General features: G+C 66.1%; 17 protein-coding genes. 11 read left to right on the forward strand and 6 right to left on the reverse strand.

The annotated features are described in order from the left end of the window. The first annotated feature begins 123 nt into the window (after positions 1-123). Positions 124-1,947 carry a TonB-dependent siderophore receptor gene (locus GGC30_RS04345; protein WP_153922864.1) on the forward strand — a complete coding sequence of 608 codons (1,824 nt, stop codon included), beginning with the start codon at positions 124-126 and terminating at the stop codon, positions 1,945-1,947. Here GGC30_RS04345 and GGC30_RS04350 read toward each other — a convergent pair. The 3 genes from GGC30_RS04350 to GGC30_RS04360 all read right to left on the reverse strand — a co-directional run bounded on the left by GGC30_RS04350 (position 1,931) and on the right by GGC30_RS04360 (position 4,247). After that, a complete protein-coding gene (locus tag GGC30_RS04350; protein ID WP_370451871.1) occupies positions 1,931-2,851 on the reverse strand; it encodes an aldo/keto reductase in 921 nt (306 codons plus the stop codon). The two genes, GGC30_RS04345 and GGC30_RS04350, sit on opposite strands and share 17 nt — an antisense overlap. A 95-nt stretch (positions 2,852-2,946) precedes the next feature. After that, positions 2,947-3,582, reverse strand: a complete 636-nt coding sequence (gene maiA / locus GGC30_RS04355) for a maleylacetoacetate isomerase (protein ID WP_153922866.1) — start codon at positions 3,580-3,582, stop codon at positions 2,947-2,949. Next, positions 3,579-4,247 carry a fumarylacetoacetate hydrolase family protein gene (locus tag GGC30_RS04360; RefSeq protein ID WP_153922867.1) on the reverse strand — a complete coding sequence of 223 codons (669 nt, stop codon included), beginning with the start codon at positions 4,245-4,247 and terminating at the stop codon, positions 3,579-3,581. The genes maiA and GGC30_RS04360 overlap by 4 nt, the downstream gene beginning before the upstream one ends. Positions 4,248-4,384: 137 nt before the next feature. Here GGC30_RS04360 and GGC30_RS04365 point away from each other — a divergent pair, with 137 nt between their 5' ends. The 7 genes from GGC30_RS04365 (at position 4,385) to GGC30_RS04395 (ending at position 8,604) form a co-directional block, all read left to right on the forward strand. Continuing rightward, a complete protein-coding gene (locus GGC30_RS04365; protein WP_017506144.1) occupies positions 4,385-4,729 on the forward strand; it encodes a YqjD family protein in 345 nt (114 codons plus the stop codon). Beyond that, positions 4,729-5,139: a hypothetical protein gene (locus GGC30_RS04370; protein ID WP_091750734.1), complete on the forward strand. Its 411-nt coding sequence runs from the start codon at positions 4,729-4,731 to the stop codon at positions 5,137-5,139. Before GGC30_RS04365 ends, GGC30_RS04370 begins: the two co-directional genes overlap by 1 nt. Positions 5,140-5,236: 97 nt before the next feature. Next, a complete protein-coding gene (locus GGC30_RS04375) occupies positions 5,237-5,416 on the forward strand; it encodes a DUF1328 domain-containing protein (protein WP_039243970.1) in 180 nt (59 codons plus the stop codon). 139 nt (positions 5,417-5,555) lie between these two features. Beyond that, the gene (locus GGC30_RS04380; RefSeq protein ID WP_228763587.1) at positions 5,556-6,179 is read left to right on the forward strand and encodes a hypothetical protein; all 624 of its coding nucleotides are present in this window, start codon (positions 5,556-5,558) and stop codon (positions 6,177-6,179) included. A 2-nt stretch (positions 6,180-6,181) separates the two neighbouring features. Beyond that, positions 6,182-6,484, forward strand: coding sequence for a transcriptional regulator (locus tag GGC30_RS04385; RefSeq protein ID WP_017506148.1), 303 nt, complete (start codon positions 6,182-6,184; stop codon positions 6,482-6,484). A 21-nt stretch (positions 6,485-6,505) separates the two neighbouring features. Next, entirely contained in the window at positions 6,506-7,300 is a 795-nt protein-coding gene (locus tag GGC30_RS04390; RefSeq protein ID WP_153922868.1) for a tyrosine-protein phosphatase, read from the forward strand. Continuing rightward, positions 7,297-8,604 carry an anthranilate synthase component I family protein gene (locus GGC30_RS04395; protein ID WP_370451872.1) on the forward strand — a complete coding sequence of 436 codons (1,308 nt, stop codon included), beginning with the start codon at positions 7,297-7,299 and terminating at the stop codon, positions 8,602-8,604. Before GGC30_RS04390 ends, GGC30_RS04395 begins: the two co-directional genes overlap by 4 nt. A gap of 3 nt (positions 8,605-8,607) precedes the next feature. Here the strand turns inward: GGC30_RS04395 and GGC30_RS04400 are convergent, their stop codons facing one another. The 3 genes from GGC30_RS04400 to GGC30_RS04410 are packed head-to-tail and all read right to left on the reverse strand — an operon-like array spanning position 8,608 to position 10,105. Beyond that, positions 8,608-9,156: a TadE/TadG family type IV pilus assembly protein gene (locus GGC30_RS04400; protein ID WP_153922869.1), complete on the reverse strand. Its 549-nt coding sequence runs from the start codon at positions 9,154-9,156 to the stop codon at positions 8,608-8,610. After that, a complete protein-coding gene (locus GGC30_RS04405; RefSeq protein WP_137720771.1) occupies positions 9,153-9,692 on the reverse strand; it encodes a TadE/TadG family type IV pilus assembly protein in 540 nt (179 codons plus the stop codon). Before GGC30_RS04405 ends, GGC30_RS04400 begins: the two co-directional genes overlap by 4 nt. An 8-nt stretch (positions 9,693-9,700) precedes the next feature. Continuing rightward, the gene (locus GGC30_RS04410) at positions 9,701-10,105 is read right to left on the reverse strand and encodes a pilus assembly protein N-terminal domain-containing protein (RefSeq protein WP_153922870.1); all 405 of its coding nucleotides are present in this window, start codon (positions 10,103-10,105) and stop codon (positions 9,701-9,703) included. 237 nt (positions 10,106-10,342) lie between these two features. Between GGC30_RS04410 and GGC30_RS04415 the strand changes: the two genes are divergently transcribed. From GGC30_RS04415 to cpaB, 3 genes are all read left to right on the forward strand, one after another. After that, positions 10,343-10,522: a Flp family type IVb pilin gene (locus tag GGC30_RS04415; RefSeq protein ID WP_091750715.1), complete on the forward strand. Its 180-nt coding sequence runs from the start codon at positions 10,343-10,345 to the stop codon at positions 10,520-10,522. Positions 10,523-10,627: 105 nt separating this feature from the next. Beyond that, positions 10,628-11,146 carry a prepilin peptidase gene (locus tag GGC30_RS04420; protein ID WP_194943522.1) on the forward strand — a complete coding sequence of 173 codons (519 nt, stop codon included), beginning with the start codon at positions 10,628-10,630 and terminating at the stop codon, positions 11,144-11,146. A gap of 118 nt (positions 11,147-11,264) precedes the next feature. Then, entirely contained in the window at positions 11,265-12,182 is a 918-nt protein-coding gene (cpaB, locus tag GGC30_RS04425; protein WP_153922872.1) for a Flp pilus assembly protein CpaB, read from the forward strand. Positions 12,183-12,189: the final 7 nt, after the last annotated feature.

Below are 12,189 nucleotides of genomic sequence, written 5' to 3' on the forward strand. Positions count from 1 at the left end.
CGGTTTCTCCGTGGAAGCGACCCGACCTTGCGCCGTCCAGACCCTTAAGCGGTCTGGCGGGTCGGTTCGCTCATGACGGTCTCTCGCGCGCATTCGCGGGACCGAACACGGGGGTATCGCTCAATGAAGCGTTCCATTCTTCTTTCGACGGCGGCGATCGCGGCCGCCTTCGCCGCACCTGCCTTTGCCGAGGACGCGACCCAGCTGGACCAGGTGATCGTCACCGCCACCCGCATCCCGGCCATCGTCGCCGACACGCCCGGCGCCCGCGTCATCGACGGCAAGATCATCGCGCAGCGCGGCGCGATCTTCGCCGCCGACATCCTGGCCGATGTGCCGGGTCTGTCGGTGACGCGTTCGGGCGCCTTTGGCGGTGTAGCCCAGGTGCGGATGCGCGGCGCGACGCCCGGCAAGACCCTGGTCCTGGTCGACGGCGCGCCGGTCAACGATGCGGCCGAGCCGAACGGCGCCTATGATTTCTCCAGCTTCGAGCTGGCCGATATCGCGCGGATCGAAGTGCTGAGCGGCCCGCAGTCGTCGCTGTGGGGATCCGACGCCATTGGCGGGGTGATTTCCTTCACGACGCAAGAGATCGACGGCCTGCGCGCCGAGGCCGAGGCCGGCAGCTTCGACACCGTGCGCGGCCGCGTGTCGGCGGGCGTCGCCAACGAGACCTACGCCTTCAGCGCCTATGCGTCGCGCTTCGACACCGACGGGATTTCGGCGGCGGACGAGGCGGACGGCAACACCGAGGCCGACGGCTTCCGTAGCACGACGCTCGGCGCCAAGGGTCGCTATGTCCTGTCCGATGCAGTCAAGGTCGATGGATCGGTGCGCTGGAACAAATCCAAGGCCGATATCGACGGCTTCCCGGCGCCGAACTATGCGCTGGCCGACACCGACGACACCCAGGAAAGCGAGCAGTGGTCGGGCTTTGGCCGGGTGACGGCCAAGGCGTTCGGCCTGACGCATCAGTTCAGCGTCTCGGCGTCGGATTTGGATCGCAGCTCGGTCAGCGGCGGCTTCGGCTCGACCTTCACCGGCGACCGTCAGGCCTATCGCTGGCAGGCGAACGGCCAGGCGCAGGACATCGACTATGCGTTCGGCGTCGAGCGGAACGAGGCCTCGGCGGCCCTGTCGTCAGGCCTGTCGCGCGACCTGTCGATCACCTCGGTGTTCGGCGTGGCCCAATACGATGTCGGCGCGCTGAACCTGACCGGCGGACTGCGTTATGACGACACCGACGATTTCGGCTCCAAGACGACGGGGCGGGTGTCGGCGGCCTATGATCTGGCCGGGGGTTTCATCCTGTCGGGCGCCTATGGCACAGGCTTCAAGTCGCCGACGGTCAGCCAGGCGGTCTGCGACTTCTGCTTTGCGCCTCGGCCCTATCCCGAGCTGAAGCCGGAAACGGCCGACAGCGTCGAGGTCGCCCTGGGCTGGGCCTCGGCCGACGGACGGTTGGACGGGCGGGCGACCCTTTATCGCCTGAATGTCGAGGACCAGATCACTTATTCGGCCGGTCGCTACATCAATGTCGCCAAGACGCGTTCGGACGGGTTCGAGCTGGAAGGCCGCGCCCTGCTGGGCGGCGGCTTCGACCTGACCCTGGCCTATGCCTGGACCGACGCGACGGACCGCACGACAGGCGCGCGCCTGCTGCGAGTGCCGGAACACGCGGGTTCGGCGACCCTGGGCTGGACGGGCGACCGTCTGTCCGGCGCGCTGACCGTGCGGGCGGAAGGCGATCAGGACGATTCGGGCGGCTTCTCGACCGTGGCGCGCGACGGCTTCGTCACCGCCAATCTGAACGCGGCCTATGAACTGACCGATCAGGTCACGCTGACGGCGCGGATCGAGAACCTGGGCGACGAACACTATCAGCAGGTGTTCGGATACGGCGAGCCGGGACGGTCCGGCTATGTCGGGATCAGGCTGCGCTACTGATCCGGGCGCGGGCGTCGGCGGTGAAGGCCGCCGGCGCCTCGAGCGCCAGGGCCGACCAGTCTAGATTGGGACAGGGGGCGTGGGCGGCGGCCAGGATGGCGCGCAGTTCGGCGGCCGAGGCGACGCTGGCCACGACCTTGTCGACGCCGGGAAGGGCCAGGGCGTAACCGAGCGCCGCCTGCATCGGATCGCAGCGCTGCTCGGCCAGACGCCGGCGCGTGCGCGACAGGGCCTGGGCATGACTGGCCAGTTCGGTGGGCAGATCGTCGCCGCCGGCGAACAGCAGGCCGCCAGCGAAGACCGAAGACAGATGAACCGAGGCGCCTGTGTCGGCGATGGCTTCCAGCACGCCGTCCTGGGCCGCGCGCTGGTCCAATAGGCTGCAGGGCACCTGGACCACATCGGCTTCCAGACGGCGGGCCAGAAGCGCGGGGCCGTCCTCGATCGTGGCGCAGAAACCGATGCGGCGGAACAGGCCGCGATCCTTCAGGCTGCGGGCGCGATCCCACAGGGCGCGGCCCTCGGCGCCGGCCAGATCGGCGGCGTTGGAAATCAGAAGCACGTCACCGCGCGGTAGGCCCATCCGCTCCAGCGAACGACGAGCGCGGGCCTCGACCCGGTCCAGACCTTCGCTGAGCGGCACGGTGCGGACCGTGACCTGGAAAGGCGAGGGGAAGGGCCAGGCCTGGCCCAACAGGCGTTCGCCGTCGCCCTCGGGCCGGGTGGCGATCAGCTTGACCCCGGCGTCGGCTCCGGTTTGCAGCAGAAAACGCATGGCTTCCTCGCGAGCGCCGGACGGCGCGCTCATGAAGGCGCCGGGCGCGCGCTCGGGCTCGGTCACCACGGCGAGGGCCAGGCGATGGATGGGCGACGACGCCGAAGGTGTGGCGGGGGAATACGACACGCCCGACACTATGATCGCCAATGCTTAAGGGACGCTGAGCGAGACCTTAAGCGAACCCTACTTATCCACCGCTGATATGCGCACTGAGGCGAAAATCAGGCGTCGGCGTCAGGCTGCAAGTCCGGGTGGGCCGAGGCGAAGGCGGGGTGGGCCAGGGCGGTCTGTTCGACCGCCAGCAGACGCGGCCAGGGCGACAGGTCCATGTTGAAGCGCCGCGCCGAATACATCTGCGGAATCAAATAACAATCGACCAGGGTCGGGGCGTCGCCGAAGCTCCATCCGGCGCCGTGGCGGGCGACCAAAGCCTCCAGCGCGTCGAAGCCCGGCGCGATCCACCGGGCCGCCCAGGCGTCCACGGCGGCCTGATCGGCGTTCAATTCAGACCGGATGGCCTTCAACACGCGCAGATTGTTGAGCGGATGAATGTCGCAGCCGATCAGCGCGGCCATGGCGCGCACGTTCGCCCGGTCGTTCGCCCCCTTCGGCAGCAGAGCCGGGTCGGGGCGGGTTTCCTCCAGCCATTCCAGAATGGCCGGGCTCTGGGTCAGGACCATATCGCCGTCCTGGAGGGCGGGGACCATGCCCTGCGGGTTCAGCGCCACATAGTCGGGCGTCTTCTGTTCGCCCTTGCGCAGGTCGTGAGCGGCGTTGTCGTAGGTGATCCCCTTCAGGTTCAGGGCGATGCGGACCCGGTAGCTGGCGCCCGAGCGCCAGTAGCCGTGCAGGATCATGGCTGGATCTCGAAGCTGAGCGTTTCCAGACCGTCGATGGTGACGACCACGCGGTCGCCCGGCTTGACCGGGCCGACGCCGGACGGGGTGCCGGTGAAGATCAGGTCCCCGGGTTGCAGCGACCACAGGGCGGCGGCGGCCGCGACGATCCGGTCGGGGTTCAGAATCATGTCGTTCAGGACGCTGTCCTGTCTGGTTTCGCCATTGACGCTCAGGCGGATGGCGCCATCGGGCGACGGCAGGTCGCCCAGGGTGATGGGACCGCAGGGCGCGGACTGATCGAACCCCTTGGCGGCGTCCCAGGGCCGGCCGGCGGTCTTGGCCTCGGCCTGAAGATCGCGGCGGGTCAGGTCGCAGCCGACGGCCCAGCCGACGATAGCGACGCCGCCATCCTTGCCCGGCCCGATCGCGGCGACCAGTTCGGCCTCGTAGTGCAGGTTCGCGGTGGCCGACGGATAGGATGGGTTCGCGCCGTCGGAAACGATGGCGTCGCCCGGCTTAGTGAAGAAGAAGGGCGTCTGTTTGTCGGGGTCCGACCCCATTTCGCGCGCATGGGCGGCGTAGTTCTGGCCCACGCACAGAATGCGGCGAACGGGGAACCGCTGGCCCGATCCGACGATCGGCAAGGACGGGGCGGGGCGGGGCGCGAACAGCCATTGGGTCATGGCGACCGTTCTAGTGCGGCGAAAAGCCCGTGGCGAGAGGCGCACAGCCGACCCACCTAACGGAACCTCGTTGCGCATGTGGCGTTGCAACACGGGGTTCTCTATTCTACCGCCAAGCTTTCAACGGAGCGCGCACCATGGCCACCACCAAGGCTCGAGAAGATATCAAGGCCGACCTGAAGACCCTCAAAGAGGATCTGAAGACCGGCGCCCGCGAAGAGACCCAACGCCTGCGCGACAAGGCCGCCGAGGCCGAGGCCAAGCTGCGCGCCAAGAGCGACGAAGTCCGCGAGCAGGCCCGCAGCTATTACGACGAGGCCCGCGTGAAGGGTCGCGAATATTATGACGACGCGGCCGAACGCTTCGATGAGGCGCAACGCTATGTCGTCGAGCGCGTGCAGGAGCGTCCGCTGCAATCGACCGCCGTGGCGCTCGGCGTCGGCGTCATCCTCGGCATGCTGCTGGCCGGCCGCCGTCGCTGATGTTCAAGGGCATCGTCAAAAAACTGGTGGCGACGGCTGTCGTCGCCGCCAGTGCTTTCCTGGCCGTCGTCTTCCTTGGCGTGGCCATCTTCTATGCGCTCAGCCTGACGCTGACGCCGCTCGGCGCGGCGGCCGTGACCTTTGGTCTGTTCGCCCTGGTCGCCCTGATCGTGGCGCTGGTCTTCCTGAAGGGCGACAAGCACGACGACGCCGAAGAGGAAGATGAGCCTGAGGGCCTGCTGGGCAAGGTGATCCACATCGTTCGCGAGCGGCCGATCGTCGGCGCCGTGGGCGGTCTGGGCGCCGCCTTCCTGTTGCTGCGCAACCCGGCTCTGGCGGCGATCGTCGCCAGCATGGTCGCGGATCGCAAGATGGATCAGGGCGGCTATTCGCGTCGTCGCCGTCGATAGGCGATGGAACGGCCAGGCGACCCTGGCGTTGATGATGCAGACCGACGAACGGCTCCCGGGTCGCCGACGGCAACATCAACTCAGGAGAGCTAAACCCATGATGCGCTGGGCAATTATCTTCCTCGTCGTGGCCCTCGTCGCGGCCGTTCTCGGCTTCGGCGGCATTGCGAACTTCTCGTTCGAGATCGCGAAGTTCGTCGCCGTCGTGGCCATTATCCTGTTCGTCATCGCCTTGGTGGCCGGCGGACTGCGTGGACGCGGCGCGCCACGACTTTAGGCTAATATACGAAGTCGAACGAGGGGCGGAGCCAAAGGCTTCGCCCCTTTTTCATGCGTAGAGCGGCCCGTTAAGAAAGAACTTTACAACACAAAGCAAATGAGTGATGTTGTCTCAACGGTTCGAGGAGGAGAGCATCATGACCCGCGAGACCCAAGCCATTCAGGACGACATCGCCTATATGCGCAGCCTGGCGCACGAGGGGCGGCATGCCCCCCTTCTGGCCGGGCCGATCCTCATAGCCGCGGCCGTGGTTTTCGGTGGCGCTAGTCTCGGGCAATGGGCGATTCAATCGGGCGCCGTTCAAGTGAATCCATGGGCTCAGTTGTGGTTGTGGATCGGCGCAGGCGTCGTCTTCGCAGTCGCCCTGAGTCTCTTGATCGGGCGTATGAAGGGAAAGCCCGGCATCAACTCAGCGGGAAACAAGGCAGTGGGAGCAGCTTGGTCCGGCGTAGGCTACGGAATCTTCGTAACCTGGCTGGCGCTGGTTGCCCTGTCCGTAAAGACCGGAAACTGGTCGTGGATGGCCGTGATGCCGACGACGGTGCTGGTTGCCTATGGCTCGGCCTGGATGATTGGCGCAGCGATGACCAAAACGCGCTGGATGTCGTTCACGGCCTTTGCGGCCTATGCCGGCGCGGTTGCCGTGGCTTGGTTCATCGACAGCCCCATGATTTATCTGGTCTTCACGATTGTCCTCGTCGCCATCGCGCTGGTCCCGGGCATCGTCCTGATGCGTCAGGAACCGTCGGAGGTGGTCTGAGCATGGCCGACGACTTCGACATCAGCCGGATCGACGACGTCATTCACGGGCGCATCCGGCTGGGGATCATGGCTTTTCTGTCCGGGGCCGGATCGGCCGACTTCACCACCCTGAAGACCCGGTTGCAGACCACGGACGGCAATCTGTCGGTCCATCTGCGAAAGCTGGAAGAGGCGGGGTTTGTCGCCGTCTCCAAGCGTTTCAACGGTCGCAAGCCGCTGACGGAGGCCAGTCTGACCGATCAGGGACGCGACGCCTTCGTCGCCTATCTGGATGCAATGGCGGGCCTGCTGCCAGAGCGGTGAACATAGGCTAGAAGCGCGGTCATGACCGACCGCCTTCACGCCTTCGAGGCCATCGACAACTTTCGGGACTATGGCGACTACGCCACGGCGGCCGGGCGGCGCGTGAAGCCCGGCCGTCTGCTGCGTTCGGCCCACCACGCGCGGGCCAGCGAGGCGGATCTGGAGCGGCTGAAGGCGCTGGACATCGGGGCGGTGGTCGATCTGCGCCGACCCGGCGAGCGCCGCGATCAGCCGTCGCGCCGGCCTGAAGGCTTCAGCGGACAGGTCATCGAGGGCGGCGTGGACGACGGCGCCGAGGCGCCGCACATCACCTTTCTGAAGACCGCCGATCTGACGCCGGACTCCGGGCGGCGCTTCATGACCCAGACCTATCGCACCCTGCCGTTCGACGCCTCGCATCAGGAGGTGTTCGGCCGCTATTTCCAGGCCTTGGCGGATCAGGCCGAAACTTCTCGAAATCGGGCGGTGGTGATCCATTGCGCGGCGGGCAAGGATCGGACCGGTTTTCTCGCCGCCCTGACCCACCATCTGCTGGGCGTGTCGCGCGACGACATGGTCGAGGACTATCTGCTGACCAACACCGCCGTCGATCTGGCGGGCCGGGCGCCCGGCATCGCCAGACAGCTGCACAAGATGACGGGTCGGGTCGCGTCGGACGACGCGATCGTGGCCTTTCTGGGGGTCGAGGCCGCCTATCTGGAGGCCGCATTCGCCGAGGTCGAAGCGCGGCACGGATCGGTGGACGCCTATCTGAAGGAGGCGCTGGGCGTCGATGCGACGCGCCGTGATCGGATCGTGGAGCGGCTGACCGCGTGAGCGAGGTTTTCAGCCACACTGTCACGCGCGACGCGCCCTGGGTCGATCCGGTCGCGGTGGCGGCGGGTCTCGGCGGCGGCGACGGCGCCTTGGCCCTGTTGTCGGACGGCGGGCCGGGCGGCCGCTGGTCCCATGTCGCCCAGGCGCCGGACGTCGCGCGGGTCGGCCCGGTGGATGACGCCGCGCCGTTCGAGGCGCTGCGGGATCCGCTGTTTGCCGCCGGCGCCGTCGGTCTGGCTGCCTATGACGCGGGCGCCCGGCCGGCCACCGGACCGCGCGAGACGGTCTGGCCCGACCTGATGCTGGCGCGCTATCCCGCCATGCTGAGCTTCGATCATCAGCATCGCTCAGTGTGCGCCACGGGAAGAGGCGCGACGGCGGAGCAGGCGGCGGCCGCAGCCGAGCGGGCCCTGACCTGGCTGGCGACGGCAGCGCCGGTCGTGACGCCCTCCGCGCCGGCCGAGCGGTTCGAGGCCGAGGCGCCGGCGAGCGCCTACCGCGACGCGGTCGCGGATGTGGTGCAGCGCATCGGGGCGGGGGAGCTGTTCCAGGCCAATATCGCCCGGGCCTGGTCCGGGGAGCTGAGCCCCGGCCGCGATCCGTTCGAGGTCTTCCTGCGGCTGCAAAAGGAGCGGGCGTCGCCGTTCGGGGCCTATTGGCGGGTCGGGGATCGGGCGCTGGTGTCGAACTCCCCCGAACTGTTCCTCGCCTTCGATCCCGCCAGCCGCCGCATCGAGGCGCGTCCGATCAAGGGCACACGCCCACGCGCGGACGATTTCGATCAGGACCAGGCCCTGGCGAGCGAGCTTCGGGCCAGCCTGAAGGATCGGGCGGAAAATCTGATGATCGTGGACCTGATGCGCAACGATCTGGCGCGCGTGTCACGGCCCGGATCGGTTCAAGTGGAGACGCTGTTCGAAGTCGAGCAGCACCCGACGGTGCATCATCTGGTCTCGACCGTGACGGGTGAGGCCCAGCCCGCAGTGGGTCCAGCCGACCTGCTGGAAGCGACCTTTCCGCCCGGCTCGATCACCGGCGCGCCTAAACATCAGGCGATGAAGGTGATCGCCGCGCACGAGCCGCCGCGCGGACCCTGGTGCGGGTCGTTGTTCCTGATCGCGGACGGCGGCGCCGTGACCGCATCGGTCTTGATCCGGACCGCCGGTTTCGAACTGAACGACGGCGTCTGGAACTATCGCACCCTCGCCGGCGCCGGCATCGTCGCGGACAGCGATCCGGCCGCCGAGGAGGCTGAGACGGACGTCAAGATGTCAGCGATGCGACAGGCGTTGGTCGGGATGTAAGGGTCAGCAACCGCTGCAGGGGATCATTTCAACGGTGCGCGGTCGCAGATAGGCCATGCGGCTGAACTTGGTCACATATGGCGCGACCCGGTCGAATGGTGATTTGTAATCATAAAAGGCTTCGGCAACGATCACTGACTCGCCGTTGGCGAGCATGTCTGAAGGGACCTTGGCCTGCGCGACCGTCAGTTTCGACGAGATGCCTTTTCCAACGCTCCAGTCCACCTTGTAGGTCGTCGCGTTTACACGCGTGACGCTGCTGACGCGTTGGGTCAGTGAGGACGAAGCAAACGGCGCCATGATCAGGTCGCCGATCGCGAACACATCTGTCAGGTCGGTTTTGCTTGTGCTGTCGCTCTGGGACACCAAGTCCGCCACCATCGCGGCGACGTGGCCAGTTCGTTTCAGCGCCATATAGCCCTGACAGAACTCCACCATGCTGAAATAGAACAAGATCAGGATTGGCGCGAGAAATGCAAATTCGACTGCGGCGATGCCGCGAGTGTCGCGTCCGTATGATCGAACGAATGGGGGCATGCGAAAGCGCGTCATTGCCACGGTTCATTGCGAAAAGCGGTCGTCGCCGTAAGCAAGACTTTGCCTGTTCCGATCCGAGATACCGCCTGGCTTAAAAGAGGCGTAGCGAGAGGATGTGCATACCAGATACGAACCAAAATCAGATCACCAGCCTTGCCGCCGTTGTAGATGGTCTTTTTGTCATCCATGGCGTTATTGGTAATTGGGTCCTCGACAGCCGGCGCGCTGAACTTGGGAATAACTCTCACATCCACGGTCATTCGACTGTCGCAGTCGGATTTGAACACGACCATCTTCGAGCAGACCTGGGCTTTGAACTTGGTCTTGTCGAAACCCTGCGCGTGAGCCTGGCCAGTGCGAATGAGACGGCCGCTATCCATGGCCGCCGTTTCGAGCACTGAATCCAGAACAAATACGACGCCTAACTCCAGGATCGAAAAGATCATCAGGAAGAAGGGGATGGCGACCATGGCGAACTCGACCGCAGCCGACCCGTCTCGCTTCCGCCTGAAGGGGCTGAAACGCGGCTTCAATGATCTCCGAGCGCGCATGGTTGAAGTCAGGGGGCTGTGGGCGCAGCAGATGCCGAGGGGGACCGGACGCTGGGCGTGCACGAGGCGCCGCAGGCCATCTCCGTCGCCTGAGCGCCCCGCCAGACCCGAACCGAACCGGTAGAGCCGCCTGTCACGACGATCTCACGCTGGAACAGGGTGCGGCCTACGCCGTCGACAGCGACGACTTCAGTGACGCCATAGCCCTTGCCGACGATGAACATGGTGTTGGCGTCGACCAGCGAGACATCTGCGATCTGGGGGTTGCCGACGATGATGGAAGCGGCGGCGCCGCGAAGCTGAACGCGCGCCGAGCGATCGATCTCAACATTCAGCGCGCCGTCCTGGGCGCTGGCGACGACGGGGGCGACGATGAGGGCGGCGGCGATCAGGAAGGACGGGATGCGAGACATCGGCGGCTCTTGATAGTGGCGCGTGCAGACGCGGACGCGCGCATGATGCAGCCGTGATCCTCAACAAAGGCTGAAGCGCCGATATGAGAATTTTCTTTGGTAAATCCTCGCGTAACCAAACCTCGTGACTCAGATTTAACGGGCCTCGTGCATTTTGATCCTGCGTTTGGGGGTCAAGCGGGCTACCGGCTCCCCCCGCCAAGTTGCTCGCTAGACCATTTGAAAAAGGAACTACCCATGACCAAGTTCATCTCGCGCTTCGCCAAAGACGAATCGGGCGCCACCGCCATCGAATACGGCCTGATCGCTGCTCTCATCGCCGTCGCCCTGATCACCGTGCTTGGCACCATGAGCGGCAGCCTGAAAGACACCTTCACGAAGGTCAGCACTGAGCTCGACACCGCGAACGCCGGCTAATCGCCAAACGTTCAAAGTCCTGAGAATGGGGCCGGGGCTGAAAAGCTCCGGCCCTTTTCTGTGGTCGAAACCCAACATTAAGTCCTGTCGCACAACATGCCGGTCATGGATATTCTGCTGCTCACCCTGCTCGGTGTCTTCCCGGCCCTGGTCGTCGTCGGGGGTCTGCACGACCTGATCACCATGAAGATTCCGAACTGGATCTCGTTGGCTCTGATCGGCGCCTTCTTCCCCATCGCCTTTCTGATCGGCGCGGCGCCGATGGATGTCGCCATCCATATCGGCATCGGGTTCGCGGCCTTGCTGGTCGGCATGGGCATGTTCGCCGCCGGCTGGATCGGCGGAGGCGACGCCAAGCTGCTGGCCGCCAGCTGTCTGTGGATGGGGATGAGCGGCGTCGCGCCCTTTTTGATTTACACCGGCATCGCGGGCGGGGCCTTCTGCCTGCTGCTGATGACCGCGCGTCAGTATTTTCCGATGGTCGCCCCGTCGGTGTCGCAAGGCTGGGTTATCAATCTGATGCAGCCCAAGGGCGATATTCCTTACGGCGTCGCCATCGCCATCGGCGCCCTGCTGGCCCTGCCCGAGAGCGGGCTGCTGCTGACCTTCGCCTCCGGTCGCTGACACCCCGTTGACCGGCGTTCGCGGCGCTTAGGAAGCGTTAACCCGCAAGGCCCATGATCGTTAACGGTAGGCGTCGGGGGATGAATCCGAAACACAGCGCCTGCTGGAGACATCCTGGATGAAGCCCGCCCGCATCGTCGTCATCTGCATCGCCGCCGTCTCGGCCATCGGTCTGGCCCTGGTGGTCCGGGCCATGGGGTCGTCGTCGAACGAACCCACGACACCCGCCGCCGCCGCTCCCGTCGAAGTCCGTCCGATGGCCAAGGTTCTGGTCGCCGCCAAGGACCTGGAACCCGGCAAGCGTCTGGTGGAAGCTGACCTCGAATGGAAAGATTGGCCCGTCGATGAGGTCAATCCCGTCTTCATCACCGATGGCTCCACGCCGGTGCCCGCCAAACCCGCTGCGGAAAGCGCAACGGCGAAGGCGACGGACGCCGTGAACCGCGTCGCCAAGGCGGCCACGGAACTGGCCACGACCGGCGCCAAGTCCGACTATATCGGCTCGGTGGTCCGCGAACCCATTCTGGCCGGCGAGCCGATCGTGTCGCGCAAGATCGTGCGCGCCGGCGACAGCGGTTATCTGGCCGCCTATCTGGAGCCGGGCATGCGGGCGATGGCCATCGCCGTGACGGTGGAATCCGCCGCCGGCGGGTTCATCCTGCCGGGCGACCGCGTCGATGTGGTGCTGACCGCCGAAACAAACCGCGACGGCGCCGTTGAGGGCGCGACCAAGTCAAAGTTCGCCTCGGGCGTCGTGCTGCAGAACATCAAGGTCCTGGCCATCGACCAGGCGACCCGCGTCGGCGACGACGCCCAGGCCGTGGTGGGCGCCACCGCGACCCTGGAAGTCCGACCGCAGGACTCGGTTCTGCTGGCCCAGGCCAAGTCCGAGGGCGAACTGTCGCTGTCGCTGCGATCCTATGCCGACACCGCCGGACCGTCCGGTGCCACGCGCCGCCCCGTTGCAGCCGTTTCCCAACCCCAGGCCGTGCGCATCTATCGCGGCGGCGCGCCGGAAGTGGTGGCCGTGCCATGAGGACCCA

The sequence above is a fragment of the Brevundimonas sp. SPF441 genome (assembly GCF_009661015.1).
In the GTDB taxonomy this organism is placed as follows: Bacteria; Pseudomonadota; Alphaproteobacteria; order Caulobacterales; family Caulobacteraceae; genus Brevundimonas; species Brevundimonas vesicularis.